General features: G+C 42.9%; 18 protein-coding genes. 8 read left to right on the top strand and 10 right to left on the bottom strand.

The window, feature by feature from the left end; translation table 11 throughout:
- Positions 1-462 precede the first annotated feature (462 nt).
- Positions 463-942, top strand: coding sequence for a hypothetical protein (locus COR50_RS19690; RefSeq protein ID WP_198405715.1), 480 nt, complete (start codon positions 463-465; stop codon positions 940-942).
- Positions 943-1,388: 446 nt separating this feature from the next.
- Here the strand turns inward: COR50_RS19690 and COR50_RS19685 are convergent, their stop codons facing one another.
- The gene (locus COR50_RS19685; protein ID WP_098195585.1) at positions 1,389-2,366 is read right to left on the bottom strand and encodes a 3-keto-disaccharide hydrolase; all 978 of its coding nucleotides are present in this window, start codon (positions 2,364-2,366) and stop codon (positions 1,389-1,391) included.
- A 160-nt stretch (positions 2,367-2,526) separates the two neighbouring features.
- Here COR50_RS19685 and COR50_RS19680 point away from each other — a divergent pair, with 160 nt between their 5' ends.
- Entirely contained in the window at positions 2,527-4,023 is a 1,497-nt protein-coding gene (locus tag COR50_RS19680; RefSeq protein WP_198405714.1) for a sulfatase, read from the top strand.
- A 61-nt stretch (positions 4,024-4,084) separates the two neighbouring features.
- On the top strand, positions 4,085-4,618 hold the full coding sequence (locus COR50_RS19675; RefSeq protein WP_098195583.1) for a GNAT family N-acetyltransferase: 534 nt from the start codon (positions 4,085-4,087) through the stop codon (positions 4,616-4,618).
- Positions 4,619-4,770: 152 nt separating this feature from the next.
- Here the strand turns inward: COR50_RS19675 and COR50_RS19670 are convergent, their stop codons facing one another.
- The 6 genes from COR50_RS19670 to COR50_RS19645 all read right to left on the bottom strand — a co-directional run bounded on the left by COR50_RS19670 (position 4,771) and on the right by COR50_RS19645 (position 14,104).
- Complete coding sequence (locus COR50_RS19670) at positions 4,771-6,285, bottom strand: RagB/SusD family nutrient uptake outer membrane protein (protein ID WP_098195582.1); 1,515 nt, start codon at positions 6,283-6,285, stop codon at positions 4,771-4,773.
- Positions 6,286-6,304: 19 nt separating this feature from the next.
- On the bottom strand, positions 6,305-6,658 hold the full coding sequence (locus tag COR50_RS19665) for a hypothetical protein (protein WP_157761018.1): 354 nt from the start codon (positions 6,656-6,658) through the stop codon (positions 6,305-6,307).
- A 195-nt stretch (positions 6,659-6,853) separates the two neighbouring features.
- Positions 6,854-9,733, bottom strand: coding sequence for a SusC/RagA family TonB-linked outer membrane protein (locus tag COR50_RS19660; protein WP_098195580.1), 2,880 nt, complete (start codon positions 9,731-9,733; stop codon positions 6,854-6,856).
- A 30-nt stretch (positions 9,734-9,763) separates the two neighbouring features.
- Complete coding sequence (locus tag COR50_RS19655; protein ID WP_098195579.1) at positions 9,764-11,014, bottom strand: FecR family protein; 1,251 nt, start codon at positions 11,012-11,014, stop codon at positions 9,764-9,766.
- Between the two features lie 19 nt (positions 11,015-11,033).
- Positions 11,034-13,496: a zinc-dependent metalloprotease gene (locus COR50_RS19650; RefSeq protein ID WP_098195578.1), complete on the bottom strand. Its 2,463-nt coding sequence runs from the start codon at positions 13,494-13,496 to the stop codon at positions 11,034-11,036.
- A gap of 62 nt (positions 13,497-13,558) precedes the next feature.
- Positions 13,559-14,104 carry a hypothetical protein gene (locus COR50_RS19645; RefSeq protein WP_098195577.1) on the bottom strand — a complete coding sequence of 182 codons (546 nt, stop codon included), beginning with the start codon at positions 14,102-14,104 and terminating at the stop codon, positions 13,559-13,561.
- Positions 14,105-14,301: 197 nt separating this feature from the next.
- Between COR50_RS19645 and COR50_RS19640 the strand changes: the two genes are divergently transcribed.
- From COR50_RS19640 to COR50_RS19625, 5 genes are all read left to right on the top strand, one after another.
- A complete protein-coding gene (locus COR50_RS19640; RefSeq protein ID WP_098195576.1) occupies positions 14,302-14,928 on the top strand; it encodes an RNA polymerase sigma-70 factor in 627 nt (208 codons plus the stop codon).
- 172 nt (positions 14,929-15,100) lie between these two features.
- A complete protein-coding gene (locus COR50_RS19635; RefSeq protein ID WP_098195575.1) occupies positions 15,101-16,159 on the top strand; it encodes a ParM/StbA family protein in 1,059 nt (352 codons plus the stop codon).
- Positions 16,160-16,170: 11 nt separating this feature from the next.
- Positions 16,171-16,617 (top strand): bactofilin family protein, encoded by a 447-nt coding sequence (locus tag COR50_RS19630; RefSeq protein ID WP_098195574.1) that lies wholly within the window; start codon positions 16,171-16,173, stop codon positions 16,615-16,617.
- A gap of 36 nt (positions 16,618-16,653) precedes the next feature.
- Positions 16,654-16,815, top strand: a complete 162-nt coding sequence (locus COR50_RS22375) for a hypothetical protein (RefSeq protein WP_157761017.1) — start codon at positions 16,654-16,656, stop codon at positions 16,813-16,815.
- 117 nt (positions 16,816-16,932) lie between these two features.
- The gene (locus tag COR50_RS19625) at positions 16,933-17,442 is read left to right on the top strand and encodes a 2'-5' RNA ligase family protein (RefSeq protein WP_098195573.1); all 510 of its coding nucleotides are present in this window, start codon (positions 16,933-16,935) and stop codon (positions 17,440-17,442) included.
- Here COR50_RS19625 and COR50_RS19620 read toward each other — a convergent pair.
- The 3 genes from COR50_RS19620 to COR50_RS19610 form a co-directional block, all read right to left on the bottom strand.
- Positions 17,432-19,627 carry a polysaccharide lyase family 8 super-sandwich domain-containing protein gene (locus COR50_RS19620; protein ID WP_098195572.1) on the bottom strand — a complete coding sequence of 732 codons (2,196 nt, stop codon included), beginning with the start codon at positions 19,625-19,627 and terminating at the stop codon, positions 17,432-17,434. The two genes, COR50_RS19625 and COR50_RS19620, sit on opposite strands and share 11 nt — an antisense overlap.
- A gap of 251 nt (positions 19,628-19,878) precedes the next feature.
- Positions 19,879-20,520 carry a LuxR C-terminal-related transcriptional regulator gene (locus COR50_RS19615; protein WP_098195571.1) on the bottom strand — a complete coding sequence of 214 codons (642 nt, stop codon included), beginning with the start codon at positions 20,518-20,520 and terminating at the stop codon, positions 19,879-19,881.
- A 132-nt stretch (positions 20,521-20,652) separates the two neighbouring features.
- Positions 20,653-21,870 carry a lanthionine synthetase C family protein gene (locus tag COR50_RS19610; protein WP_098195570.1) on the bottom strand — a complete coding sequence of 406 codons (1,218 nt, stop codon included), beginning with the start codon at positions 21,868-21,870 and terminating at the stop codon, positions 20,653-20,655.
- Between the last annotated feature and the right edge of the window lie 309 nt (positions 21,871-22,179).

Below are 22,179 nucleotides of genomic sequence, written 5' to 3'. Positions count from 1 at the left end.
GGTCAAGGATATAAGCGAAGGATGATACATTCACCCCCCGCCGAGAGAACCGTGGCACTTCGCACCGTTGATAGCGAAAGGTAGCTTGGCCATACAGTAGCAGAAAGGCTGGATCGAGCGATCAAATTGGCGGCCGTAATGGCCAATTTGTGCCCTTTTTTGGGCAAGCAAAAAAGTACAAGAAACGAGCAGATAAACATTGAATCGAACTATTGATGGATCAAAAGTACTCCCCGGTTAAAATGTAGTCGGACAATAATGAAAAATAATAATGATATTAAAGTGTAATTGACTCAATATGAAGGGACCATGATATCCTGTCGCGATATCCTAAAAATGCCGTGGAAATTTTTAAATTTGCACCTGATTCCACTTTATTTAACCAGACAATCTTTGGTGCGTATGTGTCGCTATGCCATGAGTATTTATAAGCCTCATTATGCTTGCTTTGAATGTAAAAAAGTGTTTAAAAGGAAGCTACTTAAAGATGTGAACCGTGATATGAATGAAACATCTCCGGCAAAGTGCCCGCAATGTGGGAATCTTATGGCCGATATGGGTTTGGACTTTAAAGCGCCTGCTTCCAAGGATATTAAGTCATGGCAACATGTTAAAAGTTTATACTCCGTTGGGATTACATTTCATTCATGCGGTTGTACAGGCCCCGGTTACATACCGGCAGACAGGGAGCGTTTAATAGCTTTTTTGCGGGAAAAGATGCTGGCTTTTCAACAGCAATTGGCATTTTGGAGAGCAAGGGTAGCGCCTGGAGATAAAGCTGCTAGGGATCGTGAGATTAGCAAAAGTTGGGAATATTTAGCAAAGATACCCAGGGTCAGGAGGTCGAAAAAAGAGGCGGTTTCTAATGAAGAAGCCAAGAAGTACTGGTTGGAAAGAATTTATGAAGTAGAACAAAAATTATCTTTAGTAGAAGGACAATAGTAACAAGACAATATCTAATTTCTAATGGCTTAACATTTTTACATATAATACATTGTTGTCCGGCTAAAATTGCTTTAAATGTACTTAAATATCTTACTGGTCAAGGATTTATGTGAAGGGAGATGTATTCAGCCCCGTCAAGAAAACCGGAACTTAGTACCGTTGATAGCGAACGGTAGCTTGGCTACACGGTAGTACAAAAGCTAGATCGAGCGATCAAATTGGCTGCCGTAATGGCCTATTTGTGCCTTTTTTTGGTACCTCTTCTGGGCAAGCAAAAAGTACAAGAAATGAGCAGGTAGGCATTGAATCGAACTTTTGAGGACGATTAATTTTTTCAGTGAATATTTAGTCGGATAATATTGATATAATAATAAAATTTTTGCTATAATAAACTCCCGGTATAATGATCATACCGGGAGTTTTTATTATGAAGCTCGTTTGAATTATTTAGCAGGGGTGATAGTAATTTTACGGAATTGTACCGGGCCATGATCACCTTGGATATAAATTGGACCGGGTTCAGCTTCATTACTATCTAAAGCGCCACCGGTTATACCCGGGATCTCCTGGTTGCTAATTACCGTTTTTCCATTGGCAACGATGGTTACCATGCGGCCAATCAACGTAATATCATAAGATTGCCATTGGTCAGGCCCCAGGGAATTAATCTCACTCGGGGTCAGGAAACCGTATACGCCGCTAAAGAGGTGGCTGTCCGGATGTTCATCTTTCGAGTTGTCGAGGATTTGTACTTCGTGCCTTCCCCTCAGGTAAATGCCGCTGTTGCTGCCTTTAGGATATTTAAATTCAATATGCAGTTTGAAATCTTTAAATTTTTGTTCAGATACCAAATTGCTGCCGGACTTAGGGCTGGTTAAGATGCCGTCCTGTACGATCCACTGGTTATGACCCATGGCTTTCCAGCCGCTAAGGTCTTTACCGTTGAATAATTGTATCGCTTTTCCCCAGGATGGCTTCGCGCCGGTATTCCGCAATGAAGGCGCTTTAACACCCGTGAACGGGTAGGTTTTGCCTTCGCTGGTCTCGATGGTTCCCTTGATTCCATCGGCAGTAACTTCTCCCTGTATTACAAAATCCTTATCGCCCCCTTCCCATTGCGGTGGAATCTTAAAATCAAATTTCCCGTTATTGAAATGTACTTCCGAGATAGGGCGTGCGCTACCGCTTACCCCGACAAACCTTCCCACCAAAGTACGGTAGCCGGATAAGTCAACTTCCAACCAGGAAGGAGCCGGTTTACCATCTTGATCAACCGTGATATCCCAACGACCGATGAGATCCTTGGGTTTTATTTGATCTTGGATCATTTCAAAAGTATTAGATGGTGCGATGGGCATTGCGATCGTAGAACTTGCCAAGAGTAAGCTGGCTACTCCGAAAAGCAAATTTTTTCTAAGCATAAGTATTCTTTTTTCTGTTGATGGATGCAAAAATAGGTCCAATAAAGCGTGGTTAAGATACAGCATATTTACCTTTTGTACAAACGTGGTGTAGTTTTTACACTTTAAGTTTTATATTTAGCAACTAGCTAATTAAATTCCGCTTATGTGTAAAAAATGCATGCTACTCTTATTTTTGGCCACGATATCCCTTGCTACTTATGCCCAAGAACGTCCGAATATTATTGTTTTCTTGGTAGACGATATGGGTTGGATGGATAATACGGTTCCCTTCAGCGGGAAAAAGCAGGGCTTCAACTTCATCTATCATACACCCAATATGGAACGCCTTGCTGCCAAGGGGATGATATTTACAGATGCTTATGCTACGCCCGTTTGCACACCCTCTAGGTTGAGTTTATTGACCGGGATGAATGCTGCTCACCACGGCGTTACCAATTGGACATCCCCGAGGAAAAATCAGCCTACTGACAACGCCGATAGTATGTTTTTACCTGCCAATTGGCGTTATAACGGGATCACCACCGGCAAGCCGGATCGTACATCATTCGCGGCAACCACTTACCCGCAATTATTAAAGGATAATGGCTATTTTACGGTGCATGCCGGTAAAGCGCATTGGGGCCCGATGGGCACCACGGGCGCTAACCCTAGAAATTTAGGTTATGTCATAAACATTTCCGGGCATGCTGCGGGGCATCCGCAAAGTTATTTGTCGGAGGAATTTTACGGAAATAAACCCGGTAAAAACTCGGCTCAATCTGTTCCCGACTTAGAAGAATATTATAATACCGGAACTTTTCTTACGGAAGCTTTAACCTTGGAAGCCTTGAAAGCATTGGAGTTCCCGGTGAATCAACAACAACCTTTTTATTTAAATTTAGCGCACTACGCGGTACACGCACCGATTCAAGGAGATGACAGGTATTTGCAAAAGTACATCGATGCAGGGATGGACATCCGCGAAGCCAAATACGCGACCTTGTTGGAAGGCATGGACAAAAGCTTGGGGGATGTGATGGATTTCTTGGAACAACATCATATCGAGAAAAATACCGTGATCATTTTTATGAGCGATAATGGAGGTTTGAGTTTGAGTTCACAAAGGGGAGGTGCGGCGCATACCCAAAATTTACCTCTACGCGCCGGGAAAGGCTCCGTATATGAAGGTGGTACAAGGGAACCGATGATCGTTGCCTGGCCCGGGCAGGTTGCTGCCGGAACGGTAACTCATCAACCGGTAATTATCGAAGATTTTTTCCCGACAATCTTAGAAATGGCAGGAATTACAGGCTATAAAACCCTTCAAACGGTAGACGGCATCAGCTTTATGCCGATATTGAAAAAACCGGGTTTTAAAGATGATACAAGAACTTTTGTATGGCATTTTCCAAATAAATGGATTCCCCGCGATGGGCCGGGTATCAACTATTGCAGCGCTATACGGCAAGGTGATTGGAAGCTTGTCCTGCATTTGCGTGATGGACGGAGAGAATTGTATAATTTGAAGCAAGATATCGGGGAAACCAATGACCTGTCGAAATTGAACAAAGAGAAGACTGATGAGTTATACAAATTGTTGGTAACAAAATTAAAAGTTTGGAATGCCCCGATGCCCGTATTGAAATCTACCGGGAAACCGTTAATATTAAATTAGAAAAAATCAATGTTGTACGGACAACAACGGTTAACAATAATTAAATCATAATACTATTCAAATGAAAGCTCAACAAAACTTACTACGGGATAATATTTTGCTCAGGGGCTTGGAAAGGAAGGATATCGATCTTTTGTGGCAACTAAGATCCGATCCCCAGGTTTTGACATATATAAAACGTGATCCGCCGAAGGAGAAAGCTGATGTAGAAGCGTTTTATCAAAAAATAGAAGAAGCCGTTGATAAAGGAATCTCGTACTATTGGGTAGTTACCACGCATTCCCATTCGCCGGAAGATGAGCTGTTGGGAACCATCTGTTTATGGAATATAACCGCAGATGGAAAATGTGGGGAAATTGGCTACGAATTGCTGCCGGTTCACCAAGGGAAAGGAATTATGAGCGCTGCCTTGAAAATGGTTCTTTCGTTTGCCTTCGATATATTAAAATTAGAGCTCGTGGAAGCATATACCCATAAGGATAACCAGGCTTCCCAAAAATTATTATCCCGGTTTGATTTTATCCTTGATCCATCGATCAAAGATGAATATGTCGAGGAAAACATCGTTTTCAGAAAGAGAAATCCGGGCAAATAGCGAAGTCCCCCGGCAATAACCCACATCAAGTTATTGCCTAGGGGACTTAAATCAACACAAACATATGAAAGATGACTATGCTTACTTTTTAAGGATGAAACTTTAGTTGTAACAACCTTAGTTTAAAATTATCGGCGGAAGGAGGCTACTTGTCAATAATCCGGATTTTGCGTTAATTGTGGACTACGGATTAATTCGTCATCCGGGATGGGCATTAGTAAGGAATGGTTCGACCAGGGTTTTTTGTTCTCAATTGTTGAAAGAACACTTTCTGTTTTGCCCCAGCGTTTCAAATCGAACCAACGGTGACCCCATTCACCGATGAACTCAAACAGGTTCTCATTTTGCAATGCTTGCATGGCAGTATTTTCATCGAGGTCATGCAAGCCTGCTAAGCCCGCTTTTTCCCTTACCGCGTTTATATCGTTCAAAGCGCCGTCGATATCATTTAAATGTAGTTTTGCTTCCGCCCTAACAAGGTATTGTTCTGATAAGCGAAGCACCATGTAATATAGATCAGGTTTGCTCACATTCAATAATCCCCTGTATTTTACAGAATAGTAATAAACCCTGCCATTATAAGGTTCTATGTTTGGGCATGGTACACTGTCAATCCAAGTAGCCCGGCGTTTGTCAGTGATATCGAATTGATCGATGATCTCGTTCCTGTAGGTAAAGTCATTTAAATAATAACCGTATCCGAAGTATATCGGGAAAACGCTGGGATCAGTAAATACTGCAACATCGGCCGGCGATAATTGTGAAAGCCTAATCAGGGGTACAGACAGATCCGGCTCAGACATTAAATACGAAGTTCCTTCATAGTTCTTAAATTGAAGTATGACGCCATCATTATTGGCTAAAAACGCTTTATCCGGGGTAACTAACTGGAAATTACCTTCGTTGATAACCGTATCAGCGTATAACTTAGCTTCTTCCCATTTTTCTTCATACAGTTTCACCCTTGCCATCAATGCCAAGGCAGCCCAACGGTTAGCCCGAACTTTTTCTCCACCGAATTGGGAATAATCAGTTGGAAGCAACTGGCAGGCATCGGATAAATCATGCTCTATCTGCTTGTAAACATCTGCAACGGGGGAACGTGTCAGTTGAATGGTTTTGTTGGCATCATAACTTAACGGGAGCGGGATATCCCCGAATAAGTTAACCAGGTAAAAGTAGCTAAATGCCCTTATAAATTTGGCTTCACCGGTTACGAGCCTCCGGCATTCGTCCGACAATGCCGGGGAGCTGGATGACTCGATACCGTTTAAAATGGAGTTTGATATATAAACGGATTCGTAAAGGGAAGCCCAAAAAATGCTACTAACAATACTATTAGTTTTTAAGATTTTGTTGTTCTGTAATTCTGAGTATTCAGGATCATTAGCCGATACCCTGCTTTCCATTTCATCCGATAAAATACCGGTATAAAGTGTAATACCACCATTGGTTGCATTAATTTGATGGGAATTGTACATCATCTTGGAATAAGCAGCAGCAATGGCGCTATAAGCCTTAACATCCGATTCGAAAACCTTTTCCGTAGTTATTGAGCCGGCAGGGGGATCTACTTCGATCAATTTGCTACAGGAGCTGCCGTAAAACAAAATTCCTGTTAAACAAAGTGATATAAATAATTTAGAATGATTTTTATATCGTAACATCTTAATATACTTTTACTGGTTAGAAACTACAATTGATACCGAACATGAAATCCCTGGCAGTTGGTAATCCTGCTAAAGATGTATAAGGTATTTCCGGATCGCGATCTTTTTCACCCGTAATTTTCAGTAAGTTGGTAACGGAGAAGTTAAATCCTACTGTCGTCATTTTTATTTTCTTGACAAAATTTGCCGGTAATTGATAACCCATTCTAAGCGTATTGATTTCAAAGATGTTGATCATCTTGTATGCACCTGTAGAAATACCGAAGTTGCCATTGTTAGGATTACTTAGCGTAGTCAATTTTGAAATGAGGGCAACATCGCCCGGTTTTTGCCAACGGTGATCATACACGTACTGGGTTATGTTTCTCATACCTCCCGCGGAAGAAGCAATGGAACTGTAGCCAAACTTCCTGCTGAAACTGCCGTTAAACTGCAACGTAATTCCTTTATATCGGAAGCTATTGGTAAACCCGCCGTAAAATTTGGGCGCGAAGGGAAGAACAACGATCCTGTCGTCATCTTCTGTTCCGGGGAATGCACTGTTGTTTATAGTGATTTTCCCGTCCTAATTTGCATCCGTGTAAGTAAACTCCCCGGTTTCTGGATCTACGCCGTTATATTCCAACAAGAAACGGTCGTTGGTTGATCCGCCGATCTTGTAGCGGTTAGCGTAGGGTGACAATTCCAGGTTGGGAAATGCCAAGATCGTATTCGAATTTCTACTGGTGTTAAAGCCAACATTCCAGTAAAAGTTTGCACTGCGCATGATTTGCGCGGTGATATTTAATTCGAAGCCCTTGTTCTCTACTTTGGCCGGTAGGTTGGCAGTAAAGGACGTATAACCCGTGAAGATCCCCGTAGGGTATGATACCAATTGGTTGTCGCATAAGTTTTTATACCAGGAGGCATTCACGTTGATCTTTCTGAATAACTGGAACTCGATAGCTCCTTCTAACTTGTTATTCCTTTCCCAGTGAAATTCATTATTGGCGTGCAGTAAGGAAATAATCGGCACAACCCCGTTGTAAGGGTAAACTGTAAAATCTCCATTAGCTGCTATATTATTACCCCATTGGGTCAAATACTGGTATTCTCCTACCTGGTCGCTACCCGTACTTCCGTAGCTACCCCTGAACTTCATATAGGTAAGGATATTTGGAATGAAGGTTTTCATCCAAGGTTCTTCCGTGATGATCCAGCCGGCGCCGATGGAACCGAAGTTACCAAAGCGGTTATCTGCACCGAACCTGCTGCTGCCGTCCCTTCTTCCGCTAAAGTTTATTAAATACCGCTCTTTGAACCTGTAGCCGATTTGAGAATACAACCCTGCATATTTATATTCTGCGGAACGGTCATTCACGCTAATATTAGGAGCATTACTCATCGAGTTAATCAGGTCATCAGAAGTGAAGCCTGTTGCCCTTATAAATTTGGAGGATGTTTCCTTGGAATTATACGTAAACCCGACCATCGCTGTAAAAATACCTTGGCCGATACTCTTATTGTACACTAAGGTAGGGTCAAAGTTTAAGCTAGTGTTTTTCGTGGTCCCGTTATTTACTGAACCGGTAGGGGGCGTATTTGATACCGGGTCGGAAGCGGCTACTGGAATCATGCTTTTAGCTTCCATATTGGAGTTGTCATAACCTAGAGTGGCAGTGAAATCCAATCCTTTAATGATATTATAACTTAGGTTGACACTACCTGATATCCTGTCCGTATTCGAATTGTAAGCTTGTTTTAAAGATTTGAATGCCAAGGGAAATTGATAAATACCCCTGTATTCATCAAAGTTCAATTCCCCATTGGATTTTAAAGGATCCGGTGCATTGGGAGGGAGGGTGCTTTTATCACTTGTATTGATGGCATCGACCTTATTTTTACCTACGTTTAAGCTCATGTTCAACATGAATTTTTCGTTTTTGCTCCTGATGCCGTAATTGGTACTCAAACTCATATTTTTCGTTCCGCCCCTTTGACCGATATTCTGACGGTCAAAGTAAGCGCCGCTTATTCTATACGTACTCAATTTATTTCCACCGCTTACACTCGCGCTGGCATTCGTGCTTTGACCTAAAGCATCGTAGAAATATTTACCCCAATCCGTGTACTTGGTAGAATCCCAGATCAATAAATCCGGCGCATAACCGGGGGCGGTTGGGTCGGAGCTGATTTCGATCCCGTCATTGGCGAATGCTTCCTTCCTCATGGCGCGGTATTGATCCGTATCCAGGAAGTTGTAAAAACGGCTAGGGTGGGTAAAGCCTTTGCTCACATTTACGTTGACCCTATTTTCCCCGAATTCACCCTTCTTCGTCTTGATAATAATCACACCATTGGCGCCCCTGCTACCATAAATGGCTGTTGCATCCGCATCTTTCAATACACTGATAGATTCTATATCATGCATGTTGATCCCGAATAAAGGGCTTTGTCCGCCGGTATAGCCAGCGGAGATACCGGATTGATCCAAACCGGGAGAGATGTCTAAATTGCCGGAAGTTTGCGTGCTTTTGATTAAATCGAGCGGGCCGATCGGAACACCGTCAACAATGATTAATGGATCGGTGGGTATTGTTGGATTCAGTGAATTTCTTCCGCGTATTTCTATTTTGAATGGCGAGCTGGGATCGCTGTTTACCTGTGATATTACGAGGCCGGGTACCCTGCCTTCCAAAGCCATGAGCGGGTTTTGGAAAGGTAAGTCTTCGATTTCTTTCCCGGAAATCGTGATGATGTTACCCGTATTGAAACGGTTACTTGTTTTACCGTAGGCAGTTACCACCACTTTATCAAGTTGGTTATTGGCCAACTTCATAATTATAATCCTCCGTTTCAAATTAGAAGAAGTCGTAGTCGTATAATCTTCGTAACCGATATACCTAACCACTAACTTTTCTTCCCACTTCACCCCGTGCAGCACGAAGTTACCCGTGGCATCGGTTAAAGTCATCCTCTTGGTAGTTAGCGTCATGACGGAAGCATTGGGTAATCCACCGTTCGGGATTCCCTGGTCAAAAACTTGACCGTAAAGGGTGAAAGTATCACTGATAGCACTTGTTGATCCGGGAATCGGTTTGGGCTCGGCTGTATTAACTGATACAACTTTGTCTACAACCTTATAACTGTAGGGGAGGTCTTTGAAAACGATTTCCAAAGCTTTTGATATGGGCTCGTCCTTCACCACTGCCGTTACCGGGAGTGCTTTGTCTTTTAAGTCTTTTGCATAAACGAAATAATAACCTGTTTGTTTTTCAATTTGTTTACATACTTTTTCGAACGGTGTTTTGTTCGCGTTAAGCTTCACCGTTTGAGCTACCAGGGCTTGAAAAGAAATGAACAACAGGAGTGCTGTTGTCCCGAGCTTTAACAAGGCCGGTTTGCCTGCCCGGGCTTTAGAGAAAAGTTCCCGGGAAAATTGGATTTTGGTTGAAATATATTTCATGATCAATTAAGCGGTTTAAATGTCCCGCCACTATTGGCGGGCGATAACGGTTAAGTGCCGGCCTTCCAAGCGGAAGCGCACCCACCCGGTTGATTCTAAAATTTCCAAGACACTGGAAAGATTCATGTTTCTCGGGATTTTACCGACAAATTGTTGATTGATGGAACCTTCATATGTTACCTCTACATTATACCACCTGGCCACTTGATTCATAATATCCTGGATGGAAGCATCTTGTAGGTTGAATAGATTGTTTTTCCATGCTAATGTTGCTGATAGGTCGGCTTGACGTGTTTGCATCTCCTGTTGTTGATCCACGATGACTTGTTGTCCTGCTTGTAAAATGGAACTGTTTTCCAGCAATTTGACCCTTACTTTACCCTGCACCAGCGTTGCTGCGTGAACAGTTTCCCCGGGGTAAGCCTGGATGTTAAATTCTGTTCCCAATACATCTACTGTTATCGGTGCATGATCGTTTCTTTGTACCGTTACCCTGAAAGGTTGCTGTGCCAGGGCGGCAACATCAAAATATGCTTCACCCGTAATCTGAACTTCGCGGTTTTTGCCCCGGAACGATGTAGGGTAGCGGATAGAAGAAGCTGCATTCAACCAAACGATCGTATTATCGGGCAATACTACCTTGAAAGTTCCTCCCTTTGGAGTCGTTACCCTGTTATAAGTAACGGCAGTGGAGGCATCTTCAGCACCGGCAGGCAAGTAACTGATATCGCCTTTTCCATTGGCAACAACGGTACTATTTCCTTGCTGGGCAAGTTTGCCGTTGCGGTTGCTGTCCAATTCAATCGTGCTGCCATCGGCCAGTTCCAATAAGGCCTTGTTACTTCCCGGCGGCACATCATTTGCATAATGTGCCGTTCCTGGAAGTTCTGTGGAATTTATAGAGTGCTTATGAGTAAACCACCAGGCGCTGCCGATTAACAGGGCGGCAATGGCTGCCGCGCTGCTAATCTTCAACCACCTGTTCATATTAATGACCCTTGTTTCTTTAACCGGTGCTTGTTCTATGCGTGTCCATACATCTTGCAACGCCGCTTCCGTGTCCAGATGGTAAAATTTCTGAATATGCGCCTCTATGGCAGGCCAATCTGTCGTTGCTTCTAAAAATTCCCGGTTTTCATCGGATTGCCGGGCGAGCCATTGCTCCAGTATTAATTGTTCTTCATGGCTTACCTGCCCTTGAAGTTTTTTCAAGAACAAGGCAGCGATGTATTCGGCTGTGTGAACAAGGTGCTGGTCGTTATTTTGCGCTGATGATGGCATGCTAAACAATTTCGGTCGATTAATTAGAGTACACTTTCTTAATCCTGCTGGAAAGATCTGATAAGTGAGCTTTCGTCAAGAAGTCAGAAGTGCGCGTACTGGCTTGTTTTATTTGTTTGTCGAGTTGTTGCAACTCTGCATTGGCGATGGTGGCTGCATCTGATTCGCGAACATCTGCCTCGGTGGCTAACAATATGGCTGATAATGCCCCGATATAGGCTTTTTGTAGTGGCCGGCGATAGGTGTCTATTTTCAAATGGCTGTCGTTCAATTCATTCCAAACCCCATTGTGCAAGATACTCAAAAACTCCTTGATTCCTATAGTCTTATCACCGAAGCGGTTTTCATTGCCTATGATAGCATTTAATTTTTTGGCGTCCAGCAATGTGTTGATTACCCGCGCCTGTAAATCCATCAGGAAGTCATCTTTATCAGGGTTTCCGACGATATCCGTTACTTTCGAATCCAGTAACCAGTTCGGGGTATTGAATAATTCATCGTTAAAGAATTTCAATGCCCTTACTTGCTTTTCTCGGGATACCGGAACATATGCGGGGTTACTATAATCGCCTACATGAATGGTAAACATGGTGGCGCCCACTTGGCGGATCACATGGTTCATATAACGGAAATATTGCGATTGTACTTGCTTGTACATTTCCGCCATCGTATTGTGGAAACCGGAACTTTCTTGTGTCCAGTTTGGCAAGCCGTCCATCACGCGTTTCAAATTCTTGATACCGTAGGTATTAGCCTTGATGACATCATCACCCAGGTCCTCGGTCAAGTTGCGCGGATCTGTTTGCATGGTTTCGCCATCCCCGAACCAAAGGCGGTCGTTTTGTTGTAATGCGGCCGTAGTCATACGGTTCATGATCTTCTTATCTTCCTTATCATCGGGGGTGAAATTGTCCTTGTAACCCCATTTAATGGCCCAGGTATCATATTCACCGATGCGCGGGAAAAGCAACTCTTGCGGGATGTGATCTTCGGGCTGCGCCACGTAGTTGAAACGGGCATAGTCCATGATACTGGCTGTATGGCCGTGTTTGCGCAGGTAAGAAATGCTCCTCAGGCTGTCAACAGGTGTTTTGCTACTGCTACCGAAGTTATGACGTAAGCCCAGGGTATGACCAACTTCATGGGATGATACGAATCGGATCAATTGACCCATCAATTCAGTGTCGAATTTCGCTTTACGCGCTTGCGGATCATTTGGACCTGCCTGGATCATATACCAGTCGTGCACCAATTGCATCACGTTATGATACCATCCGATGTGGGACTGGATGATTTGTCCGCTCCTGGGGTCGTGCACATTAGGACCGTAAGCATTAGCGATCTCGGAAGGGAAGTAGTTGATAAATGAATAGCGCGCATCATCTAAATGCATCGTGCTGTCATTTTCAGGCCATTCCTTCGCTATGATCGCGTTTTTGAAACCAGCTGCTTCAAAAGCTTTTTGCCAGTCATTCACCCCTAAGATCAAGTATTTACGCCATTGCTTAGGTGTTGCGGGATCGATGTAATACACGATCGGCTGTTTCGGTTCAACCAGCTCGCCACGTTTGTAGCGTTCAACATCTTCCGGTTTTGGCTCCAATCTCCAGCGGTTGATAAATTTTGCAATGTTGATCTTTTGTTGATCATCGGCATATTCATAGCTGTAATCAGCGAAGAAGCCTACGCGCGGGTCAAATATCCTGCGTTGCATTGGCACTTTCGGAAGTAATACGAACGAAGTAATCGTTTCAACGGAAACGGGAACCTTTTCGACACCTTTTTGCGAATCACCCTTGGATTCATTATTTCTCAGGGTTTTCACGTTTACATTGATCGGGTATGCCGTAACATCCAATACTTCGTGATCGCGCATGCTGCGGGCCTCGATATTCTTGGTGAAACTCGAATTGGTTACGTTGTTAAAAAGGCTCCTGTTGTCCTTGATCATCTTGCTAACATCCACCACGTAGCTTAAAGAATCTTTACCGTAAGCCTTGATGGGTAATGTTTCGATAACCGGGTCGTTATTAGAGTTTTTAACGGCACGCGAAATGGCATTAGTAGAATCTGCATCGCTGATTACGTAGCGGTAGCGGATGCGGATATTTTCGTTCGGTCCTTTCTCGAAGGAGATCATGCTTTCGTCCAGCGATTCCCCGGCATATAGATGCATACCGCCCGGCATTTTACTGATCCTGTTGATGACCATGATATCGCGGCCGAACAGGCTGTCGGGTATTTCGAAGAACAAGCTGTCGAATGCTACCGAGTTATGAACTGTAAACAATCCTTCGTGGTGTTGAAAGCCCGGTTTGATAATCGTTTTAAAAGGCTTCACGCCGTTTTTGTTTGCAGGCGTAGCTGGTTTGGTTGCCGTGGTTGTTGCGGGGGATTTCTTTTGATTTTTCTTCTTTCCGCCCTTGAAAATCGCACAGGAAGCCAAAGCCAAGCATAGGCTCAAATAAGCATATTTCTTCATAGCTTAGGTTCAGATGATTAATTAGTAAGAAATAATTGGGGACTTGAAACGGGATGATGTTGTTAGAAATTGGCTAAGTTGGTTTCTGATTGGAAACCTTCTAATTGGTTTAAACCCTTGACCGCAGCAATAAAAGAGCCTACCCTGTAAGCGCTGGATTGGTTCCAGAGGATGGTTAAAGGAAATTGCCTGCCAGCGATAGATACCTTGTAATCGGCACGTTCGCTGCCCTTGGCATTACTTCTTAAATCCAGGATAAGACCCTTTCCCGATGGTACGTTGGCCAGCATCGGGATCAATAATGGTTGGTAATTGTTTACGAGGGATAAAGCCATCGAGTCTAAGCCAATATCCGGTAAGGATACCGAATAATAGGAGACCGCTTTGCCGCCGGTAAATAAATCTACATTCCCCGTGGCGAAGGGTAAGCCGGTTTGCGAATTTTCTTCCGCGAATGCATGCAAGGGAATATCCCCGGCGAAGCCATCATCCATAATGGCGGGCATCTTTTTTCGTTCCGGTGGTGCAGCAGGACCGGAGCAAGCATATATTGAACATGCTAGAACGGCCGTGGCTAAGCCATAGAACAAATTTTTAAAATCTTTCATTTGTACAACAATTGGTGTTGGTTGATAATGTAATTGCTGTTAAAACACCTTCGCCTGTAAAACGAACTAGCCGGGATCAAAAAAAAAAATGAAAAAGAGACCCATCATAAAAGTGCGTGCTAATTCATATAATTTTTTTAGCTTAGCCGCTTCGAGAATCAGCCAATATCTAAATGTGTACCGAATAATTTCATGGAATGATGGAGCAACCGGATATGTTGGAGGAAATCATCCCTGCTTTCCGAGATGGTGATCCCAAGGCTTTTGATGCTTTTTTTAAACAGTATTACAAGGCTTTGTGCTTTTTTGCGGATCAACTATTGGACGATATGGCCGAGGCCGAAGATATCGTGAAAGATAGTTATGTGAAATTATGGAACCGTCACAACGATTTCGATCATCCACAAAGTATAAAGAGTTTTTTATATACCACTACCCGGAATGCCTGCTTGAATAATTTGCGGCATGCGAAAGTCAAACACGCTTATCAAAAGGAGATTTTATACCTGGATGTGCAACAACAGGATGATTATATCTTGCAACGAATGATCCGTTCAGAACTCATGCAGTCTATTTATGCAGAGATAGCACAACTTTCTCCCAAAAGGCAGGAAGTTTTCCGCATGTTTTACTTCGATGGATTAAAACTGGATGAAATCGCGGCGAAACTGAACCTTTCGTTATTTACCGTGAAAGAGCATAAAGCCAAGGCGTTATCGCAGTTAAGGCTGAAGTTCTCCGACCGGGATTTGGCGCTTTTTCTTCTCATCGCAACAGAAATTTATCGGGAATCTCATGCGATACCGTTGCATTCTATCCATTAATCCCCTAATTTTGATAGCAAACGGGAAAGAATACAATTCTGAAAACCTAAATTATTGAATTTGATGCCCTTGATAATTAAAGATATTATAAAATTAATTATATGAATTTAATGATTTATTAATTTGTATTCTTTAATTTCAAGGACTAAACAACAATCAATCCCTTCTCACAATGAACGTAACTACCCTAAACTTGCCGAGTGTATATGAAACATCCTATGGCAATACAGAGAATTCTTCGAAAGACCTCGTGAATGGTCTGAAAATCAAGAAAGACGAAAATTGGTATCTCGTGGGCAATCTTGCCAAGAAAGGTGGTATCAACCCTGGCAGGGTCACGAATACTTCTCCGCAAGAAGAGGATTTCGAGATATTGTTTAAAGCGGCCATGGTAGTGTTGGCGGATAAAATCCAATCTCCTTGTGCTATTACCATGGGTTTCCCTTTTTCTACTTATAATGTTTATAAGCAAGCAGCGGAACAATTTCTTAAGAAACGCCACTTCATGGTGGAATACGATACCAAAACGTATAACCTGCAAGGTAGTATCAAGAAGGGTTTGTTCGATATTGAGCATTTCGAAATCTTACCGGAGATCGTAGGCGGTATTATCGGCTTGAAAAAGATGTTACAAATCCCGGAAGATGAAAACTTTATTGCTGTCAGCTTAGGTTTCGGAACTGTCGAGGGCGGTTTAGTGTCGCCGGATGGACTTGTTCACAGGACTTGTTTCTCTTCCCACGGCATTCGCTACGCGGTAAATAATCTCGGGAGGGAGCTGAACCAGGCATATTTCCTGGAGATGAAAAACGAACACCAATTGGATGATGCCTTCGTAAAGGGTTCGCTCTTTACCAACCGTAAAAGGATTGATCTTGCCAATACGCGCAAAACCATCTTGCAACAATATTACCGGGAAGTGATCTCCCCCTTGATGAAAAATTATTTTACGGACCTGGATCTTGAGAACTGTACAAAAATATATTTATTGGGTGGAGGCGCATATTATCAAGAATTAGTAGAAGCTTTCCGCGAAGAATTTGCCGGGTTTATCGATGTAGAAGTTGCACCGGACCCGGAAAACATTACGAGCGTAGGTTATCTGCATAATTCCGTAAGGATTTCGGGTAACTATCCCGGTAAATGTGCAGGGATCGACCTGGGCAATGCGACATCCATTATCTCCTATTTTAATAATAGCGAACCGGCGGCTAGCGCTAGCGCTAATTAATCGGTATTATTATGGTATTAGCGAAACAGTTGTTTAAATGGAAAGTTGATGTCAGTGTCGGTAAATTAGCGGTTTTGCAAGGCCCCTTGAACTTGAAAGGAAATATTTATATCAATGGATTAGTTGAAGGGGATGTAAATATACAGGGGCGCTTATGGCTGGGAAAAGATGGGCATATCAAGGGGAAAGTGATGGCGGATCAGGCGGTAATTGCCGGCAAGGTGGATGACCTGTTGGTGGTTTCTTCCCAAGCATCTGTACAAGATTCTGCCCTGGTATGGGGAAATGTGTATTGTAGCGCCATCGAAGTTGCTCCGCAAGCAGTAATACATGGGGTCATAGAAAAACATGATGCCTACGAGATGCTGGAAAAACTTCAAGAAATTGCAGAATCTGCACCGGAAGAAGTGCCTTTGCAAGTAGTGAAAAATGAGGAGGAAAAGTCAAATTGGTTTTAAATAATTACATTGTTTGACTGCTAATTCTTATAGCTAATGATAACGCTTGAAAGAACTTATATCTTAACCGCAGCGCTCTTTATTTGGATATCCATTATACTTTGGGTGCTGAAGGGTGAGAAATTCCGGAAGAAATTACGGCAGGGCAAGACCAGCGCATTATCAAGTGACAGCCCGCAAAATGGTAAGGACGATTAATAAGATTTTACAACTCATTTAGTATACCCGGGTTATGGATGGCATTCATAACCCTTTTTAATTTTACCAAGACACCATAGTTACAATTATATCTGTATCCATGATGACTGAAACCAGATGAAATTAGCAACAAATCACCCGCTTATTTTAACCTTGGAAGTGGATCCGCGTGATATGCAATATTTTAATGGCTTGCGTGCCACCCATTTCCCGGCACATGCTAACTATTTGCCGGCGCATATCACGTTATTTCACCATTTGCCGAACATCCCCTTTGTTCATGAAGCGATCGAGGCTGCCAGCCATAGGGATTGCTTTGATATTACGGTTTTAGGTCCGCGACTTTTTGCCAATGGGGTCTTGTTCGAGTTGGTTTCACCTGTTTTGACCGGGTTACATATACAGTTACAACAGCCTTTAGAACCGTATTTAAAAAGACAGGATCGCCAGTTGTTGCGCCCGCATATAACTATCCAAAATAAGGTTACACAATTTAAAGCACAACTCTTGTATGAACAATTGCTACCGGGATTCATCCCCCGAAATTTAAAAGCAACGGGATTAAAGACCTGGGAATATTTAAGGGGGCCCTGGAGAGCCTACAAAGAATATGCTTTTAAAGGCTGAACCTTGTTGATACACTTTGCCCGGCATAAGGTTCCCGTGGTAAGTTTAATCGTACCTGTCGGCTTTTACCATGTTTGTTTTTTTGTATCATGATGGTAACCTGTTGATGTGAATGGCTGGGGTCAGCAATATGCAATTCATAATTTCCCTTGGATTTTTCCCGGATCATAACCACTGCCGGGATATCCGTACTAATTTTAAAATTACCCGTGTTTAAAGGTTGCTTCGCCCTGAAGAATACCGTTTGCCACATTTTTAATTCCCGGTGGTATACTGCTTGCATATCAGCATTATTGCAAACAATGGAAATATGATTTTTCTTTAAATAGGTTTTTAAATCTCCGGGTGATTTGATAGCTGGAACTATGATGTAGCTGTACGCTGCTTGCGCTGGGAAAGTGCCATGCGGAATCGTAAGCTGAAATACCTTTTTGTTCTCTATGAATTTGTTTGACGCGGCGCCGTTTGCAGTGATGACCGTCCAATCACTTCGCCTATTTTCCACTGTTAATTCAATCATTTCATCACCGGGGAATAGGTATGCAATGCTATCATGAATTAGCCAATCGGGATGAGCTATTTTACGGTGTAGAGATGTATTCAAGTGTTCAACTGAGCCCCGGGATGATAAATATATTCCATCCCCTGTATTATATACGCATTGGTTCAGCGTGGTATTTACGTCGTTAGGCAGGGTGGAGCTGATGCTGCTGCCGAGGCAAACTATTTCTTCATCAAACATGAACCAAGATTTTTTGGCGCTGGTTCCGAGGTCATCGTTGATGACATAAGTTGTTGCGCCGTACAAGGAGTCAGATACGCCGCCGCAAAAAGGACTGGTTCCGCGGCGATCGCCGGAGCCCGGCGCCTTATCTTCCAAGATGGGAACCGTATCCGGCAGGGTCGTTCCCGGCAACTTGGCCCAATCCCAAAGTGGAAATATATTGAAATATTCATCACCCCTTACTTGCAAGTTAGTAGTTCCTTCTGCTCCCCAATAACCTTTTATATTTTCTTTATTGCCTATTTCCTGGGAAAAATTCCTAGAGGAAACGGCGTGGATCGAAAAGAAATAGTTCGGCCGGTTGTGTACCGTGTAATCAGTACTCCAATATACCGCGTGGCTAGGTTTTACCATGTAAGAAGCTGGCCGTTCTCCCGTGTTTCGCAAGCGGATCGCTTCATAGGACGCCCTTGCAGGGTAGTCGATTTTAGCGAGTTGCGAAAGGATGCCGCTGTAATTTCTTAGTAAGGTATTACGCCTTGAAATTCCCCGCCCGACAGTGTTCCAATCGATCCATTGCCCCCTCGTTATACCAAATATGGATGCCAGAATGAATTTGCGGAATAAATCCAGCTTTTCAGCTGTTACAGCGTAATCCGTACCGCGGGTATATTGCATGGCTTTCAAGATGCTATTTAAAAACACGGCTCCATAAGCGCCATTATATAAATAACCATAATGCATATCGTATGAAAGGTCGTATTGTATACCTTCTCCAGTGGTGAGCTCGATAGGGGCGAAAGCCTCCTTGCTTCCGATTGCCAACATTTTTTTATCCCGCAACAGTGCAGCGGTGTAGATCCAGCCTATGGCAATTTCGGTCTTGTTTGCCCCATAGTTGAATCGGTGCAGGGGATTGTTTCTTCCGGGACTATTGATAGCAGTATCTTTGCAAATTGCGTCGATACAACTTTGCTTAATGGAATCAACCAGTTTCTTGTGTCCAAATTCCATATTTACCAGGCTTAATGACAGTTTTTGCGGCCTGGAAATCCCTTGTATATACCAATTGTCGCAGTAAGGCAATGGATCTTGGTGGGTGAAAAAATCGATGCTTTTATTGACGGCAAACCATACAGCATCGTCCTGGTAAAACTTGCTACCGGGGAGCGTATACGCAACTGTCATACTTCTGATCCCGCCTAATATCGGGAGCCAACCCGGATTAATACGCCGGTGATCCGCATAATCAATTTTATTCCATCGACCCGTTTCTAGATCGATTCCTTTTAATATCTGTCCAACCTGTTGATCCAATTTAGTTATGCTTGGTACGGCGTCCAGTTGTTCCTTATGGATGCGTGCTAATATTGTGTCATATATATGCCGGTGAGACCTATCTTGACCGGAAGCCTTCACGAGGCCACTAATTAGCAAAATAAATATTAACAACAACCTCATAGCTGCTTCCCTATAGTTTGAATATTATTGTTGTTGGACTAAACCCTGCGAAATTTAGAGTGGTTTAGTAGAACGACAATTTTTAACACCCCCAAATATAAGCCCGCGATACCATCGATTGCAACAGTATATATGCTAATAGTAGCTTCATTTTATCAATTTAAAGGAAGGAAGCATGCTATAAATGGTGATAAGCACCGGTTTGAAGTTTTTGTTGTATAATATCCTGGAATTATATGCGCCGGGAGCGGCTATATGGAAAATTCCGGAAGCAATCGATAAGCGAAGGCGCATTTAATGAGCATAGCCGTGTTGCGGGCTTTTAATTTCCCCAGTAAATTTCTCCGGTGGCTGTCGACCGTATCGGAGCTGATAAATAATTTTTCAGCTATTTCATGGTTCGTATGGCCGTTTGCGATGAGTGACAATACTTCCTTCTCCCGCTTCGTGATATGAAATTGTTTAGAATCGGTGAGATTTTGCTTTCCACCATGATTTTTATTATCAATGCCTTTTGAGTAGTAGGTCCTGCCTTTATGGATGCTGTAGATGGCAAATAGTAATTCTTGCTTGTCTGCCGATTTTAGCAAGCATCCATGCGCTCCTGAAGCGAGGATACCTTGAATATTCGGGTCTTCATTATGATAGCTCAACGCCAAGATTTTGATCAACGGGTATTGCTGGTTAATCTCGATTGCAAGCTGAACGCTATCAATATCGGCTATATGGGTATCCATCAACAGGATATCTATAGGATGCATTTGCAGGCGATCTAAGCAGGATCGTCCTGAAGTAGCATCGCCGCAGATTTCTATATCTGCCTCGTTGGTTAACAGGGCACGCAAACCTTCTAAAATCAATGGATGATTATCCAAAAAAAATAAGCGGATCATGGTTTTTCAAGTTATCAGTAATGCAGGCTTGCGGCATAGTAGCATAGCCTAGACGGGTTTAAAATTCGAGTTCACCTTTTTTTCAATACTTCTAATTTAAATAATTTTTTAGATCAAACAATATAAGATTTATCAATTGATGAGTAATGCACCCGCCCAATTAGCTGAAAGGCTTGGTTCTAAGCAATGTATCAAGGATAACCCGATTCCTGAAACTCCTTCAAGCAAGTTGAAATTTGTAGTATAATTTGGATGGTGGTAAAATTTATAACCCGCGGCGCCATCGGGCCAGGTATTTTGTTGAAGGCTGTGTTCCCACCAAAAATTGGATCGTTGTTGTAACAATGAATTGCCAAAAGCCTTATAAGATTGTTGTAACATTAATGCGATTCCTGAACTACCATGGCAAATACAAGCATCGTGAACCGAACCATTCTGTATATCCCTATTCCTGGCAATATGCATAAACATTTCTTCTGAAATGGATATGTATTGTTGATTTTGCGTATTGATACCGACATTTAAATACATGCAGGCTATACCGAGATCTCCATAACACCAACCTAAACGGCTATGCCTGTCTCCTGCCGTATTCCCCTTTGCATCGATGAGTACAGGGTACAGGGAAATAGTAGGGGAGCTGTCATTGTTTTTAGTACTTAACAACCATTGAATGCTATCATTTATCATCGTGTGACAAAGTTCTTTTTCGATGCCTGCCTTGTAAATTTTAGACAGTATAGTAATGATGGCCGGAACGCCATGGGCTAACCCGAGGTTGAATAGATCCCTGCCGGGAGTTGTTTGGCTGATCGTAGAGAATTGATCTTTCCAGGAGATGCCCCCGTCCAAAATTATACGGTGCTCCCAAAGCTGTTTCACCAAAAATTGTAATTGTTCCCCCGCGAAACCGGAAGGCAACCTTGAAAGAAAATATAACGCGATACCTAGTCCTTGGTGTAAGAAATCTGTTTGACCATTGGCAAGATCCGTTCTCAACTCTTTAGACAGTATTGTATCGATATCACTAAAGGTACTATCAAGATCATTGGCTTCGATATAACCCATTTCGGCTAGATGCAACAATGCCCAACCGACACCTGCAAGGCCGCTGCAATGTGAGGCATGTAAACTGCTATCAGCAATACTTTGAAGACTATGCTCGATGATCTGGTAGGATTTTTCCAATAGTTTTTCATCGCCTGTGAGCTGGTAATAATATGCAAAGAACAACGCGGTACCTGTATTACCTCCTAATAAGCCATGGTAAGGATGATGTGGGTAATGTTCCTCCAGGGCCTGTACAATCTGTTGAACGACCTGGTTGGCTGATCCTTTTACATTCATCATAATTCAATCAATTAAAAATCATTACTCCTTGGTAGAACTTTATTGTTTCCCCGGCGGCACTTTACTTTTACTAGGGCTGTTATTCGATCATTCTTGAAGCATTTATCCTGCAAGACAAGTTTTTTGACACAGCTTACTGCGGGTAACATTACTTGTAAATTGGCACCAGTGCGAATAGCAAACCGGGAAAATCTAATGACCGGGATGGATATTAAAATCGATCGGCCTTCGTTTTTCCCGGTTTTACCATATGTAATCTGCTAAGGTCCTTGTTAACAGTTCATTACATGAAGGACCCCGTAACACTTA

The sequence above is a fragment of the Chitinophaga caeni genome (genome assembly GCF_002557795.1).
Lineage (GTDB): Bacteria > Bacteroidota > Bacteroidia > Chitinophagales > Chitinophagaceae > Chitinophaga > Chitinophaga caeni.
The sequence above is the reverse complement of the archived record's forward strand: the minus strand, read 5'-3'. Positions and strand labels throughout refer to the sequence as shown.